Origin of the sequence: Asaia sp. HumB (assembly GCF_030263835.1) — a bacterium.
Classification (GTDB): domain Bacteria; phylum Pseudomonadota; class Alphaproteobacteria; order Acetobacterales; family Acetobacteraceae; genus Asaia; species Asaia bogorensis.
The window spans coordinates 2,117,587-2,143,251 of record NZ_JARPML010000002.1; the positions used below are offsets into that span (position 1 = coordinate 2,117,587).

Genomic DNA, 25,665 nt, shown 5'->3' on the forward strand with positions numbered 1-25,665 from the left:
GCGGGGTAATTTCACTGCGCCCGCGGTCCGGCCCAAGAGTTGCATGGCAGCGCGATAATAAATAGGCAGAACCGCGTCGGTTGGCCGCCGTTGCAGGCTCATCATCTTTCGAGAAGTTGAGCCATCATGACCCTTATCGATCCCCGCACGCGTTATGCCCGCCCTCCTTTCGAGGTGCAACCGCAGGAATTCCCGGGTGTCTCCGCAAGGATGAAGCCCGAGCCCGATTATGGTGATGAGAGCTATCAGGGCAGTAATCGCCTGAGCGGTCTCGTCGCCCTGATCACAGGGGGAGATTCCGGCATCGGACGCGCCGTGGCAGTCGCCTATGCAAAGGAAGGGGCAGACATCGCCCTGTCTTATCTCGAGGCCGAACAGCAGGACGCACAGGATATCGCGCGATCGGTGGAGAAGGCCGGTCGTCGTTGCCTGCTCCTGCCCGGCGATATCCGCGAAAAATCCCATTGCGAGCATCTAGTGAGCCAGACGGTTGAGGCCTTCGGTGGGCTCGATATTCTGGTCAATAACGCTGCTTTCCAGCATCCAAGAGAGAATTTTCTTGATATCGAGGATGAGGAATGGCGTCGCCATTTCGACACGAATATCCATGCGATGTTCTACATCACCAAGGCAGCCCTGCCGCACCTGAAGCCGGGGGCCTCGATCATCAATACCTCATCGGTGAACACACGCACGCCGATGCCCATTCTCATTCCCTATTCGATGACCAAGGCGGCAATTGCCAATTTCACCGTTGGGCTCGCCGGAAGTCTGGTCGAGAAGGGTATTCGCGTAAACGCAGTACTCCCTGGCCCGATCTGGACGCCGTTCATTGCAACCGGGATGCCGCCTGAACAGCATAAGGATTTCGGTTCGCAGGCCCCGATGGGGCGTCCTGGCCAGCCGGCTGAACTGGCGGGAGCCTACGTCTATCTGGCAGACCCGAATAACAGCTACACGACAGGAGCCCTGCTGCCGGTACATGGGGGCATGCCGCAACTCTGAGGCCCGGCATAAGTCCACCGAAGAACTGACACCCGATGTGGCATGATCGCTGCATCGGGTGTTTTTGCTGGTAATCAGGATCGGTCCGGCAGCTCGGACAGGCCGCCCACGCTTAGGGAGACGACCTATCTGGCTGAATACGAAGCTCTTCCCAAATAATGAGTTAATTGAGCTCGATTAACTCGAACATAATCATTCATAAATGCAAGAAATAATAATTTGACGCATTTGACATGATAACTCATACAAACTTGTTTGTCATTATGATCAATGACTGTTAAAATGCAGTCAACGCAAATTCGTTGATGTATGTATGGGGTATAATCTCTACTTCATATTTTATTTCTGCGTCATGATGTTATATACTTTATGTCTGTATTTGTGTAAGTCGTGACGTATTCTCCAATTTCTTGGTGTGGTTGCGTGCGTCATGGTTATCGCAGGCGGCACGGATGCTGAAGGAATGCGAGAGTGGCCACCAACATCACGGGAACCTGGTCCGCAGTTTTGAACGACAAGGGTGAGACGGTCTATCAAAGCGGTACGACGATCCAGGAAGGCCCGGTACAGCTTGTCGGGGGGGCAACACTCTATGTGACAAGTGGTGCAACCGCTGCCGGTGTGTCCAATTCTGGCAATATCCCCAACATCATTGTGTACTCTGGCGGCACATTGCTCAGCTCAACCATCACCAACGGTTATGTCTCCGCGCTTCAGGGGGCTACGACCAGCGGTAATGTTTTCAATTCCGACCCGGCCTATTACTTCAGTGGCGCCCAGTCGATTGGAGACTCATATTACGCTGGTGGCGGTTATGGCGCCGATACCGCTTATTTTAGTGCTGGATCGATTGTAACCAATGCCACGACATCTGCTGGTGGCCCGATGATTTTCTACTCAGGTGCTACGGTCAATGGCGTCACCGTGTCGTCCGGCGGGGTTGTCACGTTCAGTGCGGGTTCGGTGGTCTCAGGGCTGAATATTCAGCCGGGTGGCTCGGCCTTCATCAGTACAATTGTCGGTGCGCCAGTGAACTCGGCGCCTGTCATGCCCACAAGCGGGGTGACAACGGTGACAGGTGTCTGGTCGGCGGTGCTGAGTGGCGGCAAGACCATCTACAAAAACGCTGCCGGTACGGCTGTCGAGGCCCCCCTCCGTTTGAGTGGTGGCACGCTTTATATTGCCAGTGGTGCGACAGTGTCCGGGCTGCTCGTTCTGGGGGGGACGCCTGTCGTCTCGGTGCTCAACGGAGGAACCCTGCTCAATTCCCAGATCAATAACGGGTATGTCTATGTCGATGGGGGCGGGATCAAGAGTGGCAACCTGCTGAATTCGAACCCGGTGCGTTACAGCGCGGGCGCAAGTTCGGTCAATGATATCTTTCTCAACAGCGGCTACACGGCTGATACGGTTTACGCCCTCAATGGGGCGACTCTCATCAACCCGACGATTTCGGCAGGGGCACCTGTTGTTATCAGCAGTGGCGCGACGATCATTGATCCGGTGGTAACGTCCGGCGGCCAGCTCTCGATTTACGGCGGTACCGCCACAACCTGCTTTCTTGCGGGTGCCATGATCGAGACGCCGCAAGGCCCCTGCGCCGTCGAGGCCCTGAGGGCAGGACAGGAAGTCGTGGTCTATCGGGATGATGTGCGTTGTGTCGAGACAGTTTCACGCGTCTGTAAAGCGCGCGCCATCGTCGAGAACCTGCATGATGACGATATGGCCGGTTTCCCGGTCCGGATCAGCGCTCATAGTCTCGGGCAGAACATACCCGACCGGGATCTGCTGGTAACGGCAGAGCATTGCCTTTATTTCGATGGCGGATTCATACCGGCCCGGATGCTCGTCAACGGGCAGTCCACTCGCTATGCGCGCGAATACGAAAGCTATGATTATTACCATGTCGAACTGTCCCGACATGGCATCATCTGCGCCAATAACGTTCTTACCGAGAGCTATCTTGATACCGTCACGCCGCTGCATGATCGCGAAGGCAAGGGTCTGACACGCTATCGCAGCTGGGCGTCTCACGGGGCTGCGCCTTTGCGCGTGGATCGGACTTTCGTCGAGCCGATATATAACGCTGTCCTGGCGCGGTGCGGCAGTGAGCAGACAGCAAGAGATGCTTCTGACCACGATCACGGGTTGTATCTTGTGACTGACGGCGGGCGACGTATCGAGCAGCGGCGACGTGCTGGCGATCAGGTGTTGTTCGCTCTCCCGCCGGGGGTAGAGCGCGTCCGGTTTGTGTCACGCCGTGCGCGACCATTCGATACGCTGGGGCCCTTCGTCGATGACCGTCGCGAACTTGGTGTGCTGGTCGGTGATATCACGCTCTATCGCCCGGATGGCACGCATGACATCCGGACCCATCTGGAACAGGACGCCTTGCCGGGATGGGACGGGGCGCAGGGCGGGGATTGTCGCTGGACGCTGGGTCACGCCACCTTGCCGCTCGACCTGCCCGTGCAGGACGATCCTGCACTGCTCAGCGTACGCATTGTCGCCGCCGGACCGTATTGCGACCGGCAGGTCATTCGTAAGCACGGGCTGCCTGACTGGCGGCCCTAGCCCATCATATGGCGCTGGTTGCCGAGCACCCATAGCGTTCCACCCACCATCAGGATGACGATCAGCAGCGAAAACAGGATCAGCTGCAGGTCGTCACGATGGGAGCGCGACAGGTCGATATGCAGGAAGAACCGGAAATGCACCACGACCTGAGCAAGCCCCAGCAGGGCGATGATCCAGATCAGGCTCGGGCGCGGTAACAACCCCAGCATGACCCCCGCAAAAGGTATGGCGGACAGGAGTAGTGCAAGGGCCAGACCAATGATGTAACCGTGCAGTTCCTGACGGCGCTCCTGCGCATGACGATCGCTCATGACAGGGCTCCCAGCAGATAGACGATCGAAAAAATCCCGATCCAGACAATATCGAGAAAATGCCAGAACAGGGCCAGGCGCATGAAGCGTGTCTGCACCAGCGGATCAAGGCCGAATTTCGCGACCTGCGCAAACATGATCAGCATCCATATGCAGCCACTCGTGACATGCAGACCATGCGTGCCGATCAGCGCCCAGCTTGCCGAGAGCCAGCCGGATCGCGACGGAACACCGCCTTTTTGCGCCATGCTGATAAAGTCATGCAGCTCAAGCGACAGGAACACGATGCCCAGCGCCAGGGTGACTGCAAACCAGAATAATGTCTTGCCCGTCGAGCGGTCATAACGCATGGCCAGCGTCGCAAGACCGCAGGTGAAGCTGCTCAAAAGGAGGGCCACGGTCTCCCACGCTGCGGAGGAGAGATCGAACAGTTCATGCGGGCCGGGCCCACCAGCCAGAGAGTGCCCCATTGTCGCATAGGTGGCGAAGAGCATCGAAAAGATAATGAGGTCGCTCATTAGAAAGACCCAGAACCCGAACAGGGCTTCCTCGGCCTGGGAGCGCACAGCTTCCTGGTGTGATTCCGGTGCTGAATGGCTCAGACGGATACCGATATGGCTCGGCCCCTTGCCGTGAACATCCGCCGCCATCAGACAGGCTCCCTGACCAGACCGCGATTGGCGGTCGTAAACATGGCATCATTGGAAATGGCCGGGCTTTCGCGCAGGGTCAGCAGCCAGCGTTCTTCGGTCGCCCGTATCTCCGCAGCCGGGATCACATAGGACGTCTTGCGATTGAAGCTGCGTACGATAATCGCCCCGAAAAACACCGCTGCGCCAAGAAGGACTGCCCACCAGATGTGCCAGACAAGCGCAAAGCCGAACACGCCGCTGGCCACGCAGCAGACAAACCCGACCGGCGTGCTCGAAGGCAGTTCGATATCGTAATAATGCTCCGGTGCGCGCCACGCCGTGTGCTGCTTCTTCGCCTGATGAAAGGCATCGACACTGTCGATCTGGGGAATAAGCGCAAAGTTGTATTCGGGTGGCGGTGCCGCCACAGACCATTCCAGGGTGCGGCCATTCCAGGGATCGCCTGCCGGCACAGCAAGGAGCTGACGGTCGCGTATGCTGGTCCAGAGCTGAATGACCATGCTGGCCAGCGCACACAGGACGAGCAGCGCTCCACACAGAGCCACCCAGAGATAAGGGCGATAGACCACCTCGAAGAATTCCTGGCTCCGTCGCGGCATGCCAAGCGCACCAACAATATACAGCGGCATGAAAGCCAGAATGAAGCCGCCGACCCAGCAGCCGAAAATCACCCGGCCCCAGCCTTCATGCAGCCGGAACCCGAATGCCTTGGGGAACCAGTAGTGATAGGCGCTCAGCATGCCGAAAAGCAGGCCGGGAATGAGCATGTTATGAAAATGCGCCACGAGAAACAGGGTGTTGTGCACCTGATAATCGAAGCCCGGATTGGCGAGCATGACGCCGGTTGCGCCACCGACCACAAACAGCACCATAAAGGCGCAGGCATAGAGCATCGGGACGCTGGTCCGTATGCGCCCACGCACCATGGTCAGCAGCCAGTCATACACCTTCACCCCGGTGGGGATGGCGATCAGCATGGTGGCAATGCCGAACACCGCATTGACGTTCCCATCCTGCCCCATGGTGAAAAAATGGTGCAGCCACACCGTGAAGGACAGAACGGCAATGGAGATCGTGGCCCAGACCAGCGAGGTGTATCCATACAGGCGCTTGTTCGAAAACGTCGCGATGGTTTCGGAATAGACGCCAAAGGCGGGCAGAATGAGGATATAGACCTCGGGGTGACCGAACAGCCAGAACATGTTGATGTAGTTCATCATGTTGCCGCCAAGCTCGTTCGTGAAAAAATGCATGCCCAGATAGCGATCCATCGCCAGCATGAGTGTCGCAACCGTGAGCGGCGGCATGGCAAAGATCATCAGGATAGAGATGCACAGCGCCGTCCAGGCAAAGAGTGGCATACGGAACAGGGTCATGCCCGGTGCACGCTTCTTGTAGATCGTGACGGCAAAATTGATGCCGGTCATCGTATTGCCAATGGAACTGAGCGTGAGCGCCCATATCCAGTAATCAACCCCCACGCCGGGGCTGAACGACAGCTCCGTATAAGGAGGATAACCGGTCCAGCCTCCTGTTGAGAACTTGCCCACGCAGAGCGAAACCATCATCAGCACCGCACCCGCGCTGGTCAGGCCCAGACTGATGGAATTCATGGCGGGGAAGGAAACATCCCGCGCGCCGATCTGGAGCGGCATGGCGAAGTTGTACACACCAATCAGGAACGGCATGGCCATGAAGAAAATCATGATCGTGCCATGCGTGGTGAAAAGCTGGGCGAAATGTTCCGGCGGAATGAAGCCAGGGTTGTTATAGGCCACCGCCTGCTGTGAACGCATGACAGCGGCCTCGACCACTGCGCGGGCCAGCATGACGAATGAGACCACCACGTACATGATGCCGATGCGCTTGTGGTCCACGCTTGTCAGCCATTCGGTCCAGAGCGCCTTCCAGCCTTTCAGCCAGGTGACAAAAACCAGCACGGCCACAGCCCCCAGCACCACCACCGAGGCAGCAACCGTTGCGATTGCGCTATAAAATGGCAGGGCGTCATAGCCGAGCTCACCAAAAAGAAAATGGCGCAAAAGCAGGTCTCCGGTCATGGGGGCGTTGCACGGACAACGGCGGGATCACGGCAGTTCAGCCGTGATCATGGGGCATGGAGTCGTCGTAGCGGCTGACGATGTCATGAAAGAAGGTATCAGGTACGGCCGAAAAGCTGGCCATGGTGGCATTGGAATCATGCAGCAGTGTCTGCGCTGTCTTGCGGCCATTTTCCTGCTTGCGCACGGCGTCATAGGTCTGAGTATCGAGATGCAGGGTGCTCTGGCCGGCCTGCGTCAGAAACTGCTCGAACTGGTCAGGCGGCACCACATCGACGGCAAATTTCTGATCCTGGAAGCCCATGCCGTTGAACTGGGTGTTTTCGCCCAGATATCGGCCCTGTCGGTCGGCCAACAGATGAAGCCGGGTGACCATGCCCGCCATGGCATAGATCTGGCTGCCCAGAGACGGGATGAGGAACGACTGCATGGTGGCATCAGAGGTGAGGTGAAACACGATTTCGCGTCCTTTGGGCAGCACCAGATGGTCAAGGCTCGCGACATGCGCATCGGGATAGATGAATAGCCATTTCCAGTTCAGGGCCACCACATCCACGCTGAGCGGGGCGCCGTCGGTGATTGGCTGCTCCGGGCTGTAACGACGCTCTGGCCCCCATACGAGCAGGGAGAAAGCAATCACAACAACAGCGGGAAAGCCCCACACGAGAAATTCGAGGGGCAGGGTGAAATCCCAGTCCGGTCGGAAGGTCGCTCGCCTGTTTTCAGCCCGGTAGTGCCACAGGCAAAACGGTACGCCGATCAGCACGGGAAGAATGACCAGAATCAGGCCTGCAACCAGAAGCTCGAACCAGTGTCGCTGCAATGCTGCAATAGGGCCTGCGGGGGCGAGAAACGAGATGTGATCTGTCTGACATCCGCCGAGCAGGAGAAGCGGCAGCGCCATGGCTGTCAGGGCAAGGACACGTCGGCCAGGGCGCAGGGCCGACCTGTTCGGGGCGAGGCGTGGCACGTGGGGCGTGTTCCATGGCAAGGGTTCGGGCTGATAACTCTCAATCGTGATCAGTGTTTCCCTTTTTTCTCCTTAAAATGTCTTTTCATGTCTGATGTTTTTGCCTCCGGAAGCGTTGGCACGCTTACTGGCTGGGCAATAGGCAGGCCGTCCTTTCGGCGCTACACTGGGCCTCAGGCAACTGCGCGGTGGCTGAGGCGTCTGAACAGCAAGCCTGAGCGAACAAAAAAAGGAGGCGAAGGTCATGACCCCACGTTCTTTTGCGGCTTTTGCCGCGTCACTCCCTCTGTGTTTTCTCGCCACAACCGCTCATGCCTTGCCTGGTATGGCAACATCCGCCTTGCCGCAGGAGAAGACAGCCGATGCCGCGACACCTGATTCCACCATCTCCTTCAGCCTGAAGGAAGTCGGGGGTGGTCTGGGATACGAATGGGGCAAGGGATCCCTCCACCACAATGGCAGGGATTATGCCTTTGAAATCGGCGGGGGTGGGATCGCGTCTCTCGGCTATATCACCGTCAAAGGTACCGGCACGGTGAAGGATCTGGCCCGCCTTGATCAGTTCGATGGCACGTACTGGACGGTCAAGGCAGATGCCGCCATCGGCTCCGGTGTCGGGGCAGCTGTGCTCGAAAACCAGTATGGCGTCAAACTCAACCTGACCATGAGCATCAAGGGTGCCCATGTCGGGGCTTCTGTGATGCGTCTGCGTTTCAGGCTCCTGCCGGACAAGACCGAAAAGCTGGCGGCCCAATAAGAACCGCGTCAGTTGCCGAACCGGGGTAGAGGGCGGGCTACCCGGTTCGCTGGACCTGAACCGTTGTCTTGTTCCCTTTTCTTGCCCCCCTCAGCAATCGAGATTTTTGCGGATGGAAATGACCGGCTGGCGCCTGACTGGCGCAGCGTTGAGCTTCATCGTTCAGATGATCTTTATCGGGCGCGCCCTGATGCGCCCGCACCGTCAGCCTGCCTCACGAGTAGCCTGGGTCGCGATCATTGCGGCGCTGCCCATTCTGGGTACGCTCGCCTATCTGATGCTGGGCGAGACCAATATGGGCAGCAGGCTGGTGAGCCGCATCACCGAAGCCCGCAAGACACTCCGTATTCCCGGCAAGACCAGCGAAGCCCTGATCGATGCTGAAGAGAAATATCACCTGCCACCGCGCCTTGCGCCGCTCTTCAGGGTCGGCCAGTCAGCGAGCGGCTACCCGCCCGAGGGAGGAAACAAGGCGCGCCTGCTTCCAGATTCCAACAGTGCCATCGACGCGATGGTACGTGATATCGATGCGGCCCGTGATCATGTTCATATCTGCTTCTATATCTGGCTGACCGATCATAACGGTACCAAGATCATCGATGCGATCTGTCGTGCCGCCTCGCGCGGTGTGACCTGCCGTGTGATGGCTGATGATCTTGGCTCGCGTCGCCTGATCCATAACGAGGCATGGGCACGCATGAAGCAGGCCGGCGCGCATCTGGTGCGTGCCATGCCCCTTGGCAACATCGTGACCTGGCCCCTCCATGGCCGCATGGACATGCGCAATCACCGCAAGATCGTGGTGATTGATAACCGGGTCACCTATTGCGGCAGCCAGAACTGCGCTGATCCGGAATTTCGTGTGAAGGCGAAATTCGCGCCCTGGGTCGATCTGATGACGCGGTTCGAAGGTCCGGTCGTGCTGCAGAACCAGCATCTCTTTGCGACGGACTGGATGGCGCATACGGATGAGGATCTCGGTCCGCTTCTGGCCTCTGCCCCTCTTATCGAGGGTGAGGGGTTTGTGGCGCAGGTGATCGGCACGAGTGCTGCCCTGCGCTATGCGGCCATGCCTGAGATATTCGTCTCGCTCATGAATGCTGCGGCAGATGAATTGACCATCACGACGCCCTATTACGTGCCCGACGAACCCATTCAGGCCGCGCTCTGCGCTTCGGCCCGACGGGGTGTGAAGGTGACCATGACAGTACCGACGCGAAACGATTCATGGATCGTCGCCGGTGCAAGCCGCAGCTATTACAAGGAGTTGCTTGAGGCCGGGGTGCGTATTTTCGAATATCCGCTTGGTCTGCTTCATACCAAGGCCCTGACGCTCGATGGCGCTATGGCGCTCATTGGCTCAGCCAATCTCGACCGACGCAGTTTCGACCTCAATTTCGAGAATAACATCCTGCTTGCCGACCCTGATTTCACCCGCCAGATACGCGAGCGCCAGCAAAGCTATCTGGATACTGCGGTCGAAATCACGCTGGACGATGTATGTGCCTGGCCGTGGTACCGGCAGCTCTGGCACAACACTCTCGCGATGATTGGCCCGGTTCTTTAAGGGAATGCGTCAACCGGGAGGACGCCTCGCTCCGAGGCGTTTGCCCGTCAATCTGTAAATAGCGTCGCGTTAAGTCGCGCTGTCCACTCTGGTCGCAGCGGCAGTGCGTGGCCCTTGATGGATTTCACCTCACGGATGGACAGGCTGCTGACCAGCCATGCCGCTTCGGCGCCCATGAGGGATGCAGTTGTCAGGCGGAATTCGTGGCACAAGCCAGATCCTATCAGAGCCGCGCGTACCGTGCCGGGCAGGGCGCCATCCATCAGGGGCGGCGTGAGCAGGCGCTCGTCTTGCAGGACGATCAGGCTGGCCGCGCTCGCTTCGGCAATGTGCAGATTATCCGCTGACAGGAGGAGGGCATCGTCAGCGCCGGCCTCCTGCGCTTCGATCCGTGAGAGGATCTGCGGCAGGTAGTTGAGATGTTTGACACGCGAGAGCGGCGAGGCCCCGTCGCGCCGATAGCGGCTGATATGAAGGGCGCAGGGCGGCTGCGCCGCCGCACGCGGGGCCTGGGTGATCAGCAGGGTCGGTTGCGGGTTGGCAGGTGGAATGATGCCGCGTGGTCCGGCACCGCGTGTGAGGGTAAGGCGTAGGGCGCCCTCTGTTTCACCATTGGCCGTAATCAGGCTGGTCAGTGCGTGGCGAATTGCGGGTTCACCTGGCATTGGCAGATGAAGTAACGCAGCCCCTTCTGCCAGACGCGACAGATGCGCGTGCAGGCGAAGCACTCGGCCCTGATGCATGTTCATGGTTTCGAACAGCCCGTCACCCAGCGTGAAGCCCCGGTCGGCGGGATCGATCTGGAGCTGCGCCACGGGGCACAAACGCCCGTTCAGCCAGGCCTGTTTCATGCGCCAAAAAGCCCGAGCAGGGGAGCTGCCTTGAGGCAGAGCTCGTCATATTCCCGTTCCGGGTCCGACAGAGTGGTGATGCCGCATCCGGCACCGAGGCTTATGGTGTCGGGTTTGAGTATGAGGCTGCGAATGATCACGTTGCTGTCGAGCGCACCGTCGGCCCCGATGCGAAACAGCGTTCCACAATAGGCACCACGGGCAGCGTGTTCGGTCTGGTCAATCACCTTGAGCGCATGGTGCTTTGGGGCGCCCGTGACCGAACCGGGAGGAAGCGTGGCACGCAGCAGATCGAGCGCCGTCATATGCGGTGCCAGACGTGCCGTGACCGAGGAGACGAGATGATGCACATGGGCAAAGCGCTCGACCTCGCACAGCACGGGCACATCCACCGAACCGATCTGTGACACACGCCCGATATCATTACGCATCAGATCGGTGATCATCAGGTTCTCGGCATATTCCTTTTCGTCACGGGCCAGAGCGTCGGCAATGGCGGCATCTTCTGCCGCATCGCGACCGGGGGCTGCGGTACCCTTGATCGGACGGGTTTCGATATGGCCCTCACGGTCCATGCTCAGAAAGCGCTCGACCGAGGCGCTGAGCAGCGAGAAGCCGGGCAGGGAGAACAGCGCTCCGAATGGCGCGGGAGAGGCCCGCCTTAGCTTGCGATAGACAGCCCCTGCGGCAAGCGGGGAAGCGCATCGTGCGCGAAACTGCGTGGTGAGGTTGGCCTGAAAAAGCTCTCCGCGATTGATGCGCGCGATGATCTGGCGCACGCCCTCGCAATAGGTTTCGCGGTCGGCATCGGCCACGAAATCGAGTTTCGGCAAGGGCACGGGCGGTGTCGAACACTGGGGCAGGGGGATTGGCATGGCCGCATCGCAATAGCTGCTCCACCAGAGTCGTTTTTCCTGACGATCAAAGACGAATGCGCCCTCATAGAGCGCTGCGCTGACACCGGGGATGAACGGTTTATGACGCGAGACAATATTTTCGAGCGCGAGCCCGGCCTCATAGCTCGCCAGACCAACGATACCGCCTGAAAAAGGCAGGGTGCCCAGCGGCGGGACAGAAGGAAGCAGCGCATCGAGCTTCGCCCAGGCTGCGCTGTCATCTGTGGTGAGCGTTGTGACAGGCCGGCAGCAGAAAAAGCTCCAGCGGCTGCGTGCGCCTGCGGGGCCGCCGCTATCGAGCATGACCGCCCAGGCCTCATCGCCATAACGGGCGATAAATGAGTCGGGCGAGCGCCAGGGGAGTTCCTGCTCCAGCATCACACGAATCCCTGCGGATGCCGTCTCGCTGAGGGAGAAGCACCAGAGACACAGGACGGGTAGGTGAAATGCCGCATCAATCGGCCTTACCGCGCCTGAATGGTCCCGTCCAGAAATTGGGCAGAACCATACGGGTGCGGCTGGTTCCTGAAATCCGAGGCTGGCTGACGCCCCAGGCCGATCAGGTGTTTTTCGGGTCGATGGTCCTGAAACCATAGGTGACATAATCGGGGATGACGCGGCCCTTTTCGACACGCACCACCAGATAGCCTTCTGGCGTGCCAAGGCGGGTCCCGTGCCACCAGTTACCCGAGACTGCGCCGCCGGTGATATAGGGGACGCCATGCCATGTGACGGTTTCGAGCACATGGGTGTGACCCTGAAACACGCCGATCACGTTGTAATGGTCGAACAGCTCCAGCACCTGCCACGCATTCTTGACGCGTGTGCCCTGATGGGCCGGGGCTTTGCCCGGTGGCGGCGCGTAATCCTCGACGGCGGTGACGAGCGGAATATGCGTGGACACGATAACCGGCATACCCGCTGGCATGGCCGCGAGATCGCGGCTGAGCCAGTCGATCTGTGCCGGATCGATAAACCCTTCATAGGAACGATCAGCCGTGATGCCGATCGAGTCCAGCACCACAAAATGCACACCCTTGTGGTTGAAGGCGTAGTAGGGCGCGCCAAAATTATCGGTGTAGTATTTCTTGCCATAGAGCGGGTCACTCGGCTCGATGCCGCTCTTGGTATAGATGCCCATCACGTCGTGATTGCCCATCGTATTGTAAACCTGATGGCCCAGTGTGTCGGCCGTCTGCTTGTACAGATCCATCAGGCTCAGGGCGCGTGACTTGGGAACGCCAAGGGCATCGAAAACGTGGTCGCCGCCTTGCAGGGTAAAATCGGCATTGGCGCTGCGCACTTGGCGAAAACAGTCGAGACAACCCTTCGAGGCATCGAGCTCAGGCTGGATATGCGTGTCGGTCAGGAACACGAACGAGAAATCATCATGCCCGAGCATGGCCGGGCGCTGCGGTGCGAGCGCCAGTGCGCGATCTGTCAGGCCGATAGTGCCCGCTGCAAGGCCGGTCAGGGCGGCGGAACGGAGAAACCGGCGTCTGGGTAGCAGCATCGAAAGCCCCTTGCACAATCAGGATGAGGCGCGTGACAGGATGCAGCGAAGCGAAATCTGACGCGCACGGGATAACAGACCGGCAGCCATAGCCCGCCATGGAAGGGGGCAGGGTTAAGTTTTGGTGACAGTGTGGCCGATCCTTGCGTGTTGAACGGGCACGATTTCAGTCAGGTGCCCCCGTCTTTCCGGCGCGTGGCGAAACCTGGTTCGTCTGGGGCGAGGTGTCGATCTGGCGCAGGGCATAGAGCGCCGAGACGGTGCTGGTATCGACGAGTGACAGGAACAGGTTCTGGGCTGATCGGCTGTCGTTTTCGCGTCGATAGAGACGCTGCGCCTCGATGAAGGCTGTCGTCCAGCCCGTGACAAGGAGCGCCGCAGCCAGATGCAATGAAGGGTCATCGGGCGGGCAGGGCAGGGCAGCAGACAATGCCTCGCGCAGGTCATCCGTCATGATATCGCGCAGGGCGCGTGCGCGTGATTTCAGGGTTTCGCTGGCTGTCAGCGTGTCAATGAAGCCCTGGGTCTTGGGGGCAAAGCGCAGAAAAGGCGCGTTTTTAGAGACCATCTCATGAGCCAGCTGGCGCAGCACATCGAGGGGGTGGCCCGAAAGCGGCCCCGTGAGCGCATCGCGTATGATCTGCCTGATTTCGTCTTCACGATCGAAAAACAGATCTTCCTTGCGGGCGAAATGATTGAAAACCGTCATCCGGCCTACATCCGCAGCCTCGGCAATGGCATCGATCGTCACGTGATCAAAGCCATGGGTGGCGAAGAGCGCCGTGGCGATATCGGAGATGCGCTGACGCGTGGCCTGACGTTTTCGGCCTTGCCGATTGATGGATGTTGACATGCCGCTCTCATACCAGAAAAATATACCCGGTACAATTATGGATTCGGTCTATGGAACATGTCGATGTCGTCATTGTGGGCGCTGGGCCCGTCGGGTTGCTCCTGGCCATCGAGCTTTCGATAGCAGGGGTCGACTGTGTGGTGCTCGAGGCCCGTGACACTGCCGAGGACGTGCAGAAGGCCTTGTCCATTGGCCCGCTGGGCGCCGAAGCCCTGATGCGACGAGGGATGGGTCAGGCGCTCGATGCGGCGGAGGCGCAGACGAAGGCCCTGGTTGCCCCTTTCCTTGCCGAAAATCGCGGTGGCTGGGCGCAGGGCGCTTTCTCCCGCGAGGATAAAGATGCGCCTGCGGACATGCGGCCGCGGAAGAAGCGGTTTGCCGGGCATTTTGGCAGCATCCCGCTGCCTGCCCAGCCTGTCGATGCACGTCGCCCGACACGGCTGATTGACCAACGCTATCTGCAACAGGCGCTCGAAACCGAGGCGTATTCCCGCGGCATTGTCATTCGCCGTGGTTGTACAGTGTGTGATGTGCAGAATGACAGCGAGCGCGTCACTCTCGCAGTCCACGGGCGCGACGGGGAACGACCGGCACAGATCGCGGCACGCTATGCCGTTGGGTGCGACGGTGGCCGCAGTACGCTGCGCAAGAAGGGTGGTTTCACCTTCGATGGCACGCCTCCCAGTCTGAAATTCTATCAGGTTTCGGTCACGTTTGCCGCGTCTGACAGCGCGTTTCCCTCTGGCTGGCAGATGCAGCCGGGTGGCGTCACGGCCTATGGCCCCGTTCCCGGCAGGCTCTTCATGATCGATTTTTCCGGCCTTCCGGAGGCGGGACAGGAAATCCCCAACCGTGCCGATGTCGAGGCGGCTCTTGCGCGCATCTGTGGTCGGGCTGTGCCTCTGGCCGCTTATCACGGTGGGCGCTGCTGGGCCGACCATACCCGTCTGGCAGATCGCTACCGCAAGGGTCGGCTGTTTCTGGCCGGTGATGCGGCGCATATCCATGCCCCTTTTGGTGGGCAGGGCCTTGGGCTTGGGCTGGTCGACGCGGCCAATCTGGGCTGGAAACTCGCCGCAGTGGTGCGGGGAATTGTAACGGGCGTCAAGGCCGAAGCCCTGCTTGGAAGCTATGAGACAGAACGGCGCCCGGTGGCAGCATCCGTACTGGCCAACACGCTGGCGCAGGCCGCCCTCATGAGGCCCGATCCACGGTCACGCGCCTTGCGTGATGTCATGGCGACTATGCTGGCCAATGCGGATATCGCCGCTGAATTGAGCGCGGAGATGAAAGGGTTTTCCATTCGCTATGCGCTGGATGAAGACGCACCGGAGAAGGGTATGGCATGTGACGATGATACCCTCGGCGGCCTCGCGGAGGACAGGACTCTGGCCAACGGCGAGACGCTCTATGAACTGATGCAGCATGGGGCTGGGGTATTCGTGCTCTCTCCCGCCATGCGGCAGGGGGCTGATCTATCCATTCTGCCCCCCAATCTGGTCCTTGCAGATACGCCTGAGGAGTACAGCGCGTTGTACCGCCCGGATGGCTGCCTCGCCTGGCGGGGTCGCGAGGCCACCCCCGCTCTGACCCGCGCCTTGTCACGCTGGTTCGGTACGCCATCATCGGCCCAGAGGTGACGCGGGCGGCTTTTTGACAATTCGTGCGCCTGTACGCCGCGCACCCTCCAACTCTTATCGGGGCCGCCGCGCCAGAGGGCGGATGGCAGGGTATCATCTGGTCCTCCGTCGTCTCATGCGTCCGGGAGGCGTTGACGGATGCGGATGATCGGTTCGTTATGCGGGCGAACCGGTTTTTCAGGAGGCATCATGCGCAATCAGAACGGGATCTCGGCAAGGGGCAGGCTGGCCCGGCTCAAGAGTATGGCTCTTGGAAGCGTGGCCCTTGGAAGCATGGTCCTTCTGGGCGTTCCCGGCGCGGCATTGGCCGATGATATTGGTCATATTGTCCGTGATTACGATGCCTTTACCACGACGCTCGACCCTGTTTCTGCTGCCTCGCGCGGTGATCAGGCTGCCGCCGAACTCTGGCCTGATGACAGCCCGAAGGCCGAGCAGACGCGGCTTGCGCAACGTCTGGCGTTCAGGGACCGACTGGCGGCGCTCGATCAGAAGGCGCTGCATGGTGAGGATCTGCTCAATGCCCGCCTGATAATCTGGGAGAATGATCTGGCGATCGAGAGCCAGAAATTCGACCCTTCGCGCATGCCGTTCACCAGTGATGAAGGTTTTTATCAGGAAATCGGCTACGCCGCCGATAACACGCCCCTGCACAGCGAGGCAGATGCGCGCCACTGGCTGGTGCGCATGAACCGTATCCCTGATTTCAATGCGCAGCAGATTGCCAATATGCGGCGCGGCATCCGCACCGGCTTTGTTCAGCCGAGGCTGATTGCGGATATTGCCGCCCATACCGTGCAGGCCCAGGCCGATCTGCCCGAGCGTGAAAACCCGGCCCTGCGGCCTTTCGACTCACTTCCCTCCACGATGCCGGCAGCCACGCGTCACGAACTGCGTGCGCAGGGAGAGCGCATCGTCCATGAGCGTATCAAGCCTTCGGAAAAGGCCCTGGCGGTGTTTTTCGCAAAGGAATATCTGCCTGCCAGCCGATCGACTCTCGGGGCATCGTCCTTGCCTGACGGACGTGCCTATTACGTCTATCTGGTGCAACAGGAGACCACCACCACCCTGAGCCCGGACCAGATCTTTGCGCTTGGGCAATCCGAAATTGCCCGTATCCACCGCGAGATGCAGCGCCAGATGGATGCCGTCGGGTTCAAGGGTGATTTCAAGGCCTTTGTGGCTCACATGAAGGCAGACCCGCAGTTCTATGTCACGACACGGCTTGCCCTGCTGGAAAAAGCGAGTTTTCTGGCCAAGAAGATCGACAACGAACTGCCCCGTCTGATCGGCAAGCTGCCTCGGCTGACGTATGGCGTGCGTGAAGTGCCCCGCGCTATTGAAGAGGGCTATACGACAGGGCGCTACGATCCGGGCAGTCCGGCGCTTGGCATTTCGGGCGGGCTGATGATCAACACCTCCCATCTGGACCAGCGGCCTCTTTACGAATTGCCCTCACTGGTGGCGCATGAGGGGGTGCCCGGCCATCATATCCAGATCGCCCTGGCGCAGGAAATGACCGATCTGCCGGGTTTTCGTCGTGATTATGCCACGACCGCCTTCGTCGAAGGCTGGGCTTTGTATTCCGAACAGATGGTAAGCGAGATCGCGCTTTACCCGACGCCCTATGAGCGTTTTGGGCAGCTTTCCATGGAGATGTGGCGCGCCTGCCGTCTGGTCATGGATGTTGGCATACACTGGAAGAATTGGACGCGAGAGGAGGCGCTTTCCTGCCTGCGTGACAACACGGCCCTTGCCGAGAAGAATATCCAGAACGAGACCAATCGCTATATCTCATGGCCGGGTCAGGCTCTGGGCTACAAGATTGGAGAGATGACCATTCTCGATTTGCGTCATCAGGCAGAGAAGGCACTGGGTACCGGCTTCGATGAACGGCGCTTTCATGATCTGGTGCTGGATGAGGGCGCGATGCCGCTCGATCTGCTGCGCCAGCGCGTGCAGGACTGGATTGCAGAAAACCGCCACGCGAAGCCCTGAACGCGTCACATCGCCTTATCGCAACCGGCCTGACCCGGCCGCGATAAGGCCGTCAGTTCTCTGGCGCAGCACAAAGGCGTGCTGCGCCAGAAGATCCCTCAGTGCAGGCCGCCCGAGGCGAGCAGGATCTCGCCGGTCAGCCAGCGTGAATCATCCGAGGCCAGGAAAACGGCAAGCGGTGCGATATCCTGCACCTCGCCGGTGCGCCCGAGCGGTGTCTGGGCAATGATGGCCTGTTCCATTTCCGAGCCGATGACGCTGGCCGTATTCGTCCCCTCGGTCTTGACCAGACCCGGATTGATGGCGTTCACCCGGATCTGACGCGGGCCAAGTTCCTTGGCGAGCGAGCCGGTAATGGCATCCAGCGCACCCTTGGTGCCGCTATAGACAGAAGCGTGAGCCGGGGTGACGCGCGTCACGATCGAGCTGATATTGATGATGCTGGCCCCTGCCTCCAGATGCGGGCTGGCTGCCTGGGTGACGAAGAGCGGGCCGAGCACATTGATATTGAACAGGCGGTGGAAATGCGTGTCTGTGATCTCCTCGATCCCGGCAAATTCATAGACGCCGGAATTGTTGACCACGATATCGAGACGCCCGTAGCTCTCGATGGCCTTCGCGATAATGGCCGCGGCTTCTTCCTTGTGTGACACATCGCCCTGCACGGCCACGGCCTTGCCGCCCGATGCGGTGATGGCCGCAACCACCTTGTCAGCGCCTTCGCGGCTTGAAGCATAATTGACGACGACCGACGCACCTGCCTCGGCCAGTGCCTTAGCAATGCCAGCACCAATACCCTTTGAGGCGCCGGTCACAACAGCGACTTTTCCTGCAAGTTTACTCATGATCTTCTGACCTGTCCGGTTCGGTCACGGCTGCCAGTGCCCCGTTGGGGGATCGATACGGGCAGCACAGGTGACGGATAAAATGGGAGAGAGTGGAGGCGTTGAAACTTTAATTGTGGAGCAATCGCTCCAACATCATGCATATGATAGGGCGCAGCCCGGTTTCAAGGATTTATGGAGCGATGACACCAAAAAAAAGCGAAGGCCCTTGTCGACCCCGAGGCCGACCCCCTGCCTTTGACCGTGCCACGGCTCTTTCCAAGGCGGTGAAACTGTTCTGGGACCGGGGTTATGAGGGCACGAGCTTTGATGATCTGATCACAGCCATGGGGATCAGCGCGTCGAGCTTCTACAACAGCTTTGCCAGCAAAGAGGCGCTCTATGTCGAGGCGATCGAAGCCTATGCGGAAGAGCAGGGGGCCTGGTTTGTCGAGGCCCTGTCGATAAGGGGGACCAGCCGCCAGGTCTTTGCCGCCATGTTCGATGCGGCAGCGACAGCGTTTACCCGTGAAGATGCACCGGCTGGCTGCATGATTGCCGTGGCCGCGACACAATGTTCACCGGCCCAGCTTCGGCTTCGTGACCTGATGATCAACCAGCGTCATCTGGCCGAACAGGCCATCCGTGCCCGGCTGGAGCAGGGGGTGGAGGAGGGGGATTTGCCTCATTCCATCGATGCCGGTGCGATGGCGGCTTGTTTCGGGGCGGTTCTGGGGGGCATGGGGATTCAGGCCCGCGACGGGGCCTCGCGCGAGAAGCTGCGTCTGGTTGGGAGAATGGCTCTGAATATGCTGCCAAATGGCGCGACCTGAGAAAAATTCTCATCAAGATCAGTCAAGATCGGGATACGTTAAGTGTCCGATACTATTTGAAAGAGAAGAAAGCCAATCCCGCATTGAATGATTGCCTTTCGGGTTTTAAATATCGCTCTATAGCGAGCTCGATAATCTTTACAGAATGTCTCAGGCGTTAGGTTGGGGCTTGTCTTGTCTCTGTTATAGTTCATAGACTGTATTGAAAGGTGACGACGCGGCCCATGTCCACTGAGAGTTCAGCCCCAGCTCCTGACGGTGAAACCGTGCCCGTTCCCCAGCCTCAGCAGGCCTCCGCGCCCAACCCTTATATAATGCCGCCTGATGTGCCGAATAATGATGCGGGTCAGGGCATCCATTTCGATTTTAACTGGGGGGCACGCGTCCTGTTGCCCAAGAGGCCTGATGGACGTTGGCGCGCAACGCTGACGGACCTCGATAATTCGACGATCATATTCCAAGGTGAGTTGGAGGAGGGCCACCTGTCCTCCACCAAAAAATTCTTCATCCGCTTTGCGGTGGATGTGGTGCGCATCGCGACTGATGGCACCGAGACGAAAGTGCTTCGTCATGAATACGATGCGCGTGACAAGCTGATTCTGGTGCAACTGCCGGTTGGTACGCTGGGCGATACGCTGGGGTGGTTTCCCTATGTGGCACGTTTTGCCGAGCAGAGTGGCGCGAGGGTCATCTGCTGCCTGGCGAAGGTGTTTATTCCGCTCTTTGCCGACGCATATCCCAACATCCAGCTGACGACGAAAGAGGATTTCGAGGCAAGTCCGCTGCGCTCGCAGGTTTATGCAACCTATAATATCGGTCTGTTCTTTGATGATACCGACAATATATATCAACCTTGCGATTTCCGGTACGTAGGGCTGCATCGCACCGCAGGCTATATCCTGGGGGTCGATCCCACCGAGGAAGCGCCCAAACTCGTCCTCGAGGACGATACGCGTCCGATCGAAGAGCCTTATGTCTGTATCGCCACGCAGGCTTCGGCCCAGTGCAAATACTGGAACAATCCCGGGGGCTGGCTCGGCGTGATCGCTTTTCTCAAAAAGCGGGGATATCGCGTCATCTGTATTGATCAGAAGCCTTTCAGCGGGGCTGGTATCGTCTGGAATCAGATTCCGAACGGAGCCGAGGACGAGACCGGCAACAGGCCGCTCGCCGAACGGGCGCGCTGGCTCAAGCATGCCGATCTGTTCATCGGCGTGAGCTCGGGTCTGTCCTGGCTTGCCTGGGCAGCAGGGACAAAGACTCTGATGATCTCGGGCTTCACGCATCCGAACAATGAATTCTACACGCCCTGGCGCGTCATCTCATGGCATGCCTGCAACTCATGCTGGAACGACCCCCGGCATCAGTTCAATCACAACGATTTCCTGTGGTGTCCCCGTCACGCCAATACCGATCGGCAGTTCGAATGCTCCAAGCTGATATCGACTGACGTGGTGACCAAGAATATCGCGCTCGCTCTGGACGCCTGAGCATTTCACTTGAACGGGGGAAGGCGCTCCCCCTTTCTCGCCACGATGTGCAGAGGGACACGGATATCGCTGGCGCCCTCGCTGTCACGCCGCACGTCCGAACGCTGGTCGTGCTCAGAACTGTACATCGATAACGAGATTGTCGCTGTAATTCCCCGTCGCGGGGGTCGCCTGATCGGTGAGTATATGCGCTGTGTAGGCAAAACTCTGCACGGCGATGCCGTCCAGCTTGTCGGCATTGGTTTCGGCTGTCGCGCTGCTGCGACGGGCCGATCCAGTGGCACCCCAGACCTCGCTCCCTGACTTTTTGTAAATGTCGTAGCGCAGCAACGCGCCAGCGCTGCTGCTCATGGCCCGGCTTGTGCCGTCTGCGTGATTGCCGGGGCTGATACCTACCGTATAGCTCTGGCCTCTCGTGCACCCCACGCTGAGGGACTGATGCACGTCACCAAAGCTTGCGACGAACGGGCTCGGCGTGAACACCACATCGGGCGCGGTAAGGCGACAATCGGCGGTGACGGTGAACTCGACCGGTATGGTGACCGGGACAGGTGTTCGCTGGATGTCCTGCCCGATGCACAAGCCAAGTACGCCAAGTCCCCAGCAGACATCCCATGTCCAGCCGATAGTTATCGATCCGTGATAGGTACCGGCACTCACGTTATAGGGGCCAGAGGGAATGCGCAGATAGAGCGGCAGCGTTCCGCCCACGCCATTGAACAGACCAAGCAGTCCGATCAGACTGGTGGCGCGCCAGGAAATCACCTGCCCCGCCGCATAGGGGGAGGCGCAACTGGCTGAGTCACAGATCTGCAGGGGTAGGGTATCGCCCTTTTCATTGGTCAATGCCGTGATGGACTGGATACTTGCCGCGACTTCCTGGGTATAGGCCACGGAGAGTAATCCGCCCGTACAGGTAAATCCCGAGGCGACCAGTGTTGTGTTGCCCTGTGTGCTGAGCGAGAGCGATGAAAGTGCCCCCAGAGACGTTGTGCCGGGTTGTGTCACGGCGCAGGCACTTCTGGCGGCGGGGGTGATGAGTCCGCAACACAGGCCGATGGCCAGAATGGCGAGTGCTCTCATGGTTCCTACCCTCATGATTTCTGCCTGCAGAAAAGAGGGGTGGGCCGTCGCATCCCCTTTGTGACAGCAGGCGACGGACTGATCTTGACTGCACAGGTCTTGCCCGAGGCCAGAAACGCTGTCAGGCGATCCACACCCGTCAAGTCAGGCACGTAAGTCAACCCACCCCAGCCAACATAGATCACGTCATGGCCAGCCTTGACGCGCGTACCGACGGGCAAAGGCGTACCCTTTCCGTTATTGAGGCGGAACAGCGCTGCGCTTGTATGCCTGACCGGAAAATGCACCAGATAGCCGCTGCCATATTGTATGGCCACGCGCTGTTCGACCTGGCGTGCCTGCAGATCGGGCGAAAGAGAGAGGGTGTCGATCTCGTATTTGGCGGGATAATAGGAAATTGCATAAGGAACAAGAAGGTGGCCATCCTTGTCGGTCCTGCCGACGATCTGGTTCTCGTAACGCACCGGGATATTGGGCACACCGTCCGTACTGATGACCGCGAAGGCATCCGACACCCGATTGCCAGCGAAAACCGCATGATCCATGACGGCAAGCGATCCCTGCGCCTCGGCCCAGCGTGTGGTGTCGTTCAGCGGGCCATAAAGTCCCCCTTGCAATTGGGTGACGTGGTTGCGCCATGTCAGCGAGGCCTGCATGGACCCCGGTGCGGATGTCTGATTTCCCGGGCCGGCATGCTGATAATTGGCATTCCAGCCGATACCCCCGCCTGGAGAGACAGACCGGCTTGCCGAGAGCTGCGCGATACTGCCACCGCCGGGCTGTCGGCTCCAGCCGGCGCTGGCTGTTCCGTAAGTGCCGAAAGGTATGACCATCTGGGCGTAACCGGCCCATCCACCCTCGTGAGCGTCGTGACCGCCAAGATAACGATTGGCCATGAGCGAGAGACTGACGCTTCGCCAGAGTGGAAGCGTGTCACTCAGCGTAGCGAAGCGGGTACTTGCCCCTGTGGACGGGGTAACATCGAAATATCCGACGCTGAACGAGCCGAAATGTGGGAGGAGGAGGCTGGCATTGGCCTGCAGGCTTTTGCGCGGAAGACGCGTGAAGCCAGGCTCGTAGGTCGAAAGATCGGCAAAGCCCTGACTGCGCCAGATTTTCTGCGCGGAAATCGTGATATGGCCCTGTGTATATTGATACCCGGCGACGAACTGATGCCCTTCTTCAGGCAGGTGCTCTGTATTCGGGGTGTCGGTGTGGCCGGGTCTGTGACTGAGGCTTGCGGCCAGGTCGAGCACACCGAAACGTGGGCCAAGCCGTGCAAGCAGGCCAAGCCCACCCAGTGCAAGATGCGGGGCTCCCTCGATATGGGATTCGAGTGTAAGGTCAGACAGAAGGCCGCGTCGGTACGAGGCGTCGAGGTTCATGGGGCCGTAATCCATGTCGCGCAGCCCGTAGCGTTTGCGCTGGGCACCGAGTGAGACGGTGTAATCGCTGAATCCGGGCCGTAGCAGGGTGCTTGCGACATAGAACGGCACACTGGATTCCGTCTTGCGGCCCAGCGCATCGGTTGTAACGACCGTCGCCTCACCTGCGCCGTTGATATAGGGAATATTGCTCAGGCTGTAGAAGCCGGGCTGGACGTTGTTGTGCATGGTCTGCACGCCGTTGATCAGCAGATCGACGCTTGTTGGCACCGATGCCTGCCCCGAGAACTGCGGCAGGGGATAGGTGATGATATCCGGGCGTACCGCGAAATTGCGTGAGATCTGCAGACCACCCAGCCTCATCGTGTTCGACCATGCAAGCGCCTTGGTCAGAATGTCGCCCACCTGGGCTGTCAGGACATGTGTCTGATCGGAATAGCTCCATGTGGTGTCGTAACGACGATAGGTTACATCGTTGCCTGCACGAAAAAATCCGCCTGAAGCGCCGAACTGCGCCACCCCCGTATTCGACAAGGTGCCAAAATGGCCGAAAACTCTCTGTTCGCTCCGCAGCGAAAAGCTGGAGAGATGGGCAGCTTGGGACACATAGGCGTCGTAGTTGATAATGGCGCCCAGACTGGCCCGTGCCTTTGCCTCGCGTCGTTGTTGGTCTTTACGCGTCAGGATTTGCCGGGGAAGCCATTGTGGCGGCACATTGAGGATCAGGCGCTGTGTCGCGGGTTCGTAGCGGACAGCGAGAGCGCCGATTTTCAACGGATCGGCCGGGTCGGGGGCACGCTGGAGGATATGATCGCCAAGGCCGAGGCGACGCAGGGCCGCGTGGCTGATCAGATAACGCGTCTTCTGCATGGTGACAGGTATCACGAGGCCAGTATCATGCCCGTTGAGAACGGGGGCGAGATATAGAGTCATCTTCGCGGCCAGACCGACTAGATCGGCCGGCTGCGGCGGTGGGGGAAGAGCGGCTCTCGCATTTCTCGGGCACAAGGCCAGTATCAGCATGGCGCACAACCCTGGCCGAGTGGGGAAATGCCTGTCTGAAGTGCCCCTGCCCGGGTGAGCCCTGCGCAGCGAGGGCAGGGGCGGCAGGTATTGTAAAAGCCGGGTTGAAGGCAGAGCATGATGTCGTTGCGCTGGCATTTCACAGGCGAAGCGGGATGGTCTCGCTCATGCGTGAATCATTGATGAAGGCCTGCGAGGTGCCGGACGCGGCGCCCGTCGGAAGGGGCCAAGCCATTTCACAGCCCGGCAGAACATACCCCAGAAGCCCGGTGGCCATTAGGGTGTGGCCGAGCGACACCCGGCTCAGCTTGGCATGGATGCTGCCCGTATTGCTTACCACCAGCATCGTATGGCCATTACGGTGGTCAAGACGCGCGATAAGATGAGGTCTTTTCCTCAGGTCACTCGACATGGACGGGTTGGCAGCATCGGCAGGCGCGTTGGCGCCATAGACGAAAAGCGGAATCGAATACCGCAGCTGGATCGCGATCTGAGAGGCACCCGCAACCGCATTCGGCTGGGCATCCGGTGTTGGAATTTCGTCAATCAGGACACGATAGGCGGCCTCGCTGTCGTGGCCATTCCCGCCGGTGCGCATCAGCCTCATGAGTTGGCGCGTTCCGGGTTGCACCGTCGCCATCGGCGGGCTTGCAATAATGTCTGACTGCTCGTCGTAGCGGTCGTCGCCTTACGCCTGGGTCCAGCGGAACACCCGTATCTGCAGCAGTACCGGCTTGCGGTCGTTATTCTCGAGCCACAAGGCGCTGGCCTCGCTATCACGAGCAAGTACCGGATTGACCGGCCAGATGGTGACGGACGAGGCCGCGAAAGCCGGCGCCTGATGCACTATCAGGGCAGCGAGAAAGCCAAGAGCACAGGTCTTGCGCAGGAGAGTTACCATTGGATCGTTACCGTCACTATGTCCGAATACTGGCCGGGCGGCGTGGTGCCATCCGGGGTGGCGCGCCCGTAGACCGGAAAGTTCAGGGGGGCGGGGGAGTGGCTCGTATCGAGGGTGAAAGGGGTGCCGGGTAGCAGGGCAATGCTGTAGCTGCTGTCACGGTACAGGCTATACGTCACACGTTCCGTTCCGCCATTGCGCATCATGGCGCGACTGCCGTTGAGCGGGTGCTGGCCATCATCGAGACTCATCATGACCGTTATGCCGGGCGTGCAGCTCAGGCTGATGGCCGAGCCGAAATCGAGTGTGCCGAACGAACCGACCGCGCCGCCCGACGCAGGAACAGCACCATTGATGGTGCAGCCGCCGATGATCTGGGCACTGACCGACACGGAGGTTGTTGTCGCTCCGCTGGCGTACGGGATCTGCCCAATAACGATGACAGACAGGCAAAACATGCTGCGAATGCGCATGT

21 protein-coding genes and 1 pseudogene are annotated in these 25,665 nt (G+C 59.5%); 8 read left to right on the top strand and 14 right to left on the bottom strand.

Annotated elements, in window-relative coordinates:
* Positions 1–126: 126 nt before the first annotated feature.
* Together P5689_RS10640 and P5689_RS10645 are read left to right on the top strand one after the other, a co-directional pair.
* The gene (locus P5689_RS10640) at positions 127–1,005 is read left to right on the top strand and encodes an SDR family oxidoreductase (protein WP_285533125.1); all 879 of its coding nucleotides are present in this window, start codon (positions 127–129) and stop codon (positions 1,003–1,005) included.
* Positions 1,006–1,476: 471 nt separating this feature from the next.
* Positions 1,477–3,579: a Hint domain-containing protein gene (locus P5689_RS10645; RefSeq protein WP_285533126.1), complete on the top strand. Its 2,103-nt coding sequence runs from the start codon at positions 1,477–1,479 to the stop codon at positions 3,577–3,579.
* Here P5689_RS10645 and cyoD read toward each other — a convergent pair.
* From cyoD to P5689_RS10665, 4 genes are read right to left on the bottom strand one after another with little or no spacing between them, the layout of a single operon-like run.
* On the bottom strand, positions 3,576–3,893 hold the full coding sequence (gene cyoD, locus P5689_RS10650) for a cytochrome o ubiquinol oxidase subunit IV (protein WP_122049077.1): 318 nt from the start codon (positions 3,891–3,893) through the stop codon (positions 3,576–3,578). The genes P5689_RS10645 and cyoD overlap by 4 nt on opposite strands.
* Positions 3,890–4,543 carry a cytochrome (ubi)quinol oxidase subunit III gene (locus tag P5689_RS10655; RefSeq protein ID WP_023979159.1) on the bottom strand — a complete coding sequence of 218 codons (654 nt, stop codon included), beginning with the start codon at positions 4,541–4,543 and terminating at the stop codon, positions 3,890–3,892. Before P5689_RS10655 ends, cyoD begins: the two co-directional genes overlap by 4 nt.
* On the bottom strand, positions 4,543–6,606 hold the full coding sequence (locus tag P5689_RS10660; protein ID WP_285533127.1) for a cbb3-type cytochrome c oxidase subunit I: 2,064 nt from the start codon (positions 6,604–6,606) through the stop codon (positions 4,543–4,545). Before P5689_RS10660 ends, P5689_RS10655 begins: the two co-directional genes overlap by 1 nt.
* Before the next feature lie 37 nt (positions 6,607–6,643).
* On the bottom strand, positions 6,644–7,576 hold the full coding sequence (locus tag P5689_RS10665; protein WP_285533128.1) for a cytochrome ubiquinol oxidase subunit II: 933 nt from the start codon (positions 7,574–7,576) through the stop codon (positions 6,644–6,646).
* A gap of 244 nt (positions 7,577–7,820) precedes the next feature.
* Here P5689_RS10665 and P5689_RS10670 point away from each other — a divergent pair, with 244 nt between their 5' ends.
* Together P5689_RS10670 and cls are read left to right on the top strand one after the other, a co-directional pair.
* Positions 7,821–8,333 carry a hypothetical protein gene (locus P5689_RS10670; protein ID WP_285533129.1) on the top strand — a complete coding sequence of 171 codons (513 nt, stop codon included), beginning with the start codon at positions 7,821–7,823 and terminating at the stop codon, positions 8,331–8,333.
* Positions 8,334–8,451: 118 nt separating this feature from the next.
* Positions 8,452–9,900 carry a cardiolipin synthase gene (cls, locus tag P5689_RS10675; RefSeq protein ID WP_285533130.1) on the top strand — a complete coding sequence of 483 codons (1,449 nt, stop codon included), beginning with the start codon at positions 8,452–8,454 and terminating at the stop codon, positions 9,898–9,900.
* A gap of 47 nt (positions 9,901–9,947) precedes the next feature.
* Here cls and P5689_RS10680 read toward each other — a convergent pair whose 3' ends face one another.
* The 4 genes from P5689_RS10680 to P5689_RS10695 form a co-directional block, all read right to left on the bottom strand.
* The gene (locus tag P5689_RS10680) at positions 9,948–10,751 is read right to left on the bottom strand and encodes an aminotransferase class IV (protein WP_285533131.1); all 804 of its coding nucleotides are present in this window, start codon (positions 10,749–10,751) and stop codon (positions 9,948–9,950) included.
* Entirely contained in the window at positions 10,748–12,025 is a 1,278-nt protein-coding gene (locus tag P5689_RS10685; RefSeq protein ID WP_285533132.1) for an anthranilate synthase component I family protein, read from the bottom strand. Before P5689_RS10685 ends, P5689_RS10680 begins: the two co-directional genes overlap by 4 nt.
* A gap of 181 nt (positions 12,026–12,206) precedes the next feature.
* The gene (locus P5689_RS10690; protein WP_285533133.1) at positions 12,207–13,160 is read right to left on the bottom strand and encodes a metallophosphoesterase; all 954 of its coding nucleotides are present in this window, start codon (positions 13,158–13,160) and stop codon (positions 12,207–12,209) included.
* 166 nt (positions 13,161–13,326) lie between these two features.
* Positions 13,327–14,013, bottom strand: a complete 687-nt coding sequence (locus P5689_RS10695; protein ID WP_285533134.1) for a TetR/AcrR family transcriptional regulator — start codon at positions 14,011–14,013, stop codon at positions 13,327–13,329.
* A 50-nt stretch (positions 14,014–14,063) separates the two neighbouring features.
* On the opposite strand from P5689_RS10695, the gene P5689_RS10700 reads away from it, so the two are divergent.
* Both P5689_RS10700 and P5689_RS10705 read left to right on the top strand, forming a co-directional pair.
* Positions 14,064–15,653 (top strand): FAD-dependent monooxygenase, encoded by a 1,590-nt coding sequence (locus tag P5689_RS10700; RefSeq protein ID WP_285533135.1) that lies wholly within the window; start codon positions 14,064–14,066, stop codon positions 15,651–15,653.
* Between the two features lie 189 nt (positions 15,654–15,842).
* A complete protein-coding gene (locus P5689_RS10705; protein ID WP_285533136.1) occupies positions 15,843–17,651 on the top strand; it encodes a DUF885 family protein in 1,809 nt (602 codons plus the stop codon).
* Positions 17,652–17,749: 98 nt separating this feature from the next.
* On the opposite strand, the gene P5689_RS10710 is transcribed toward P5689_RS10705, so the two are convergent.
* Entirely contained in the window at positions 17,750–18,496 is a 747-nt protein-coding gene (locus P5689_RS10710) for a glucose 1-dehydrogenase (RefSeq protein WP_023979148.1), read from the bottom strand.
* Between the two features lie 266 nt (positions 18,497–18,762).
* Here P5689_RS10710 and P5689_RS10715 point away from each other — a divergent pair, with 266 nt between their 5' ends.
* Both P5689_RS10715 and P5689_RS10720 read left to right on the top strand, forming a co-directional pair.
* On the top strand, positions 18,763–19,308 hold the full coding sequence (locus P5689_RS10715; RefSeq protein WP_285533137.1) for a TetR/AcrR family transcriptional regulator: 546 nt from the start codon (positions 18,763–18,765) through the stop codon (positions 19,306–19,308).
* A 224-nt stretch (positions 19,309–19,532) separates the two neighbouring features.
* Positions 19,533–20,798: an autotransporter strand-loop-strand O-heptosyltransferase gene (locus P5689_RS10720; RefSeq protein WP_081866741.1), complete on the top strand. Its 1,266-nt coding sequence runs from the start codon at positions 19,533–19,535 to the stop codon at positions 20,796–20,798.
* A 114-nt stretch (positions 20,799–20,912) separates the two neighbouring features.
* Here P5689_RS10720 and P5689_RS10725 read toward each other — a convergent pair whose 3' ends face one another.
* The 5 genes and pseudogenes from P5689_RS10725 to P5689_RS10745 form a co-directional block, all read right to left on the bottom strand.
* A complete protein-coding gene (locus P5689_RS10725; RefSeq protein WP_285533138.1) occupies positions 20,913–21,881 on the bottom strand; it encodes a spore coat U domain-containing protein in 969 nt (322 codons plus the stop codon).
* Positions 21,882–21,892: 11 nt separating this feature from the next.
* Entirely contained in the window at positions 21,893–24,199 is a 2,307-nt protein-coding gene (locus P5689_RS10730; protein ID WP_285533139.1) for a fimbria/pilus outer membrane usher protein, read from the bottom strand.
* 229 nt (positions 24,200–24,428) lie between these two features.
* Positions 24,429–24,956, bottom strand: a pseudogene (locus P5689_RS10735) (molecular chaperone); the annotation flags it as partial.
* Between the two features lie 21 nt (positions 24,957–24,977).
* Complete coding sequence (locus P5689_RS10740; RefSeq protein ID WP_285533140.1) at positions 24,978–25,190, bottom strand: hypothetical protein; 213 nt, start codon at positions 25,188–25,190, stop codon at positions 24,978–24,980.
* A complete protein-coding gene (locus P5689_RS10745) occupies positions 25,184–25,663 on the bottom strand; it encodes a spore coat U domain-containing protein (protein WP_285533141.1) in 480 nt (159 codons plus the stop codon). Before P5689_RS10745 ends, P5689_RS10740 begins: the two co-directional genes overlap by 7 nt.
* Positions 25,664–25,665 lie beyond the last annotated feature (2 nt).

Coding starts and splice junctions, on each gene's coding strand:
- P5689_RS10680 (WP_285533131.1), bottom strand. CDS start 10,751: ATGAAACAGGCCTGGCTGAACGGGCGTTTGTGCCCCGTGGCGCAGCTC.
- P5689_RS10660 (WP_285533127.1), bottom strand. CDS start 6,606: ATGACCGGAGACCTGCTTTTGCGCCATTTTCTTTTTGGTGAGCTCGGC.
- P5689_RS10690 (WP_285533133.1), bottom strand. CDS start 13,160: ATGCTGCTACCCAGACGCCGGTTTCTCCGTTCCGCCGCCCTGACCGGC.
- P5689_RS10670 (WP_285533129.1), top strand. CDS start 7,821: ATGACCCCACGTTCTTTTGCGGCTTTTGCCGCGTCACTCCCTCTGTGT.
- P5689_RS10695 (WP_285533134.1), bottom strand. CDS start 14,013: ATGTCAACATCCATCAATCGGCAAGGCCGAAAACGTCAGGCCACGCGT.
- P5689_RS10700 (WP_285533135.1), top strand. CDS start 14,064: ATGGAACATGTCGATGTCGTCATTGTGGGCGCTGGGCCCGTCGGGTTG.
- P5689_RS10720 (WP_081866741.1), top strand. CDS start 19,533: ATGTCCACTGAGAGTTCAGCCCCAGCTCCTGACGGTGAAACCGTGCCC.
- P5689_RS10655 (WP_023979159.1), bottom strand. CDS start 4,543: ATGGCGGCGGATGTTCACGGCAAGGGGCCGAGCCATATCGGTATCCGT.
- P5689_RS10740 (WP_285533140.1), bottom strand. CDS start 25,190: ATGGTAACTCTCCTGCGCAAGACCTGTGCTCTTGGCTTTCTCGCTGCC.
- P5689_RS10685 (WP_285533132.1), bottom strand. CDS start 12,025: ATGCTGGAGCAGGAACTCCCCTGGCGCTCGCCCGACTCATTTATCGCC.
- P5689_RS10725 (WP_285533138.1), bottom strand. CDS start 21,881: ATGAGAGCACTCGCCATTCTGGCCATCGGCCTGTGTTGCGGACTCATC.
- cls (WP_285533130.1), top strand. CDS start 8,452: ATGACCGGCTGGCGCCTGACTGGCGCAGCGTTGAGCTTCATCGTTCAG.
- P5689_RS10730 (WP_285533139.1), bottom strand. CDS start 24,199: ATGACTCTATATCTCGCCCCCGTTCTCAACGGGCATGATACTGGCCTC.
- P5689_RS10745 (WP_285533141.1), bottom strand. CDS start 25,663: ATGCGCATTCGCAGCATGTTTTGCCTGTCTGTCATCGTTATTGGGCAG.
- P5689_RS10705 (WP_285533136.1), top strand. CDS start 15,843: ATGCGCAATCAGAACGGGATCTCGGCAAGGGGCAGGCTGGCCCGGCTC.
- P5689_RS10640 (WP_285533125.1), top strand. CDS start 127: ATGACCCTTATCGATCCCCGCACGCGTTATGCCCGCCCTCCTTTCGAG.
- P5689_RS10710 (WP_023979148.1), bottom strand. CDS start 18,496: ATGAGTAAACTTGCAGGAAAAGTCGCTGTTGTGACCGGCGCCTCAAAG.
- cyoD (WP_122049077.1), bottom strand. CDS start 3,893: ATGAGCGATCGTCATGCGCAGGAGCGCCGTCAGGAACTGCACGGTTAC.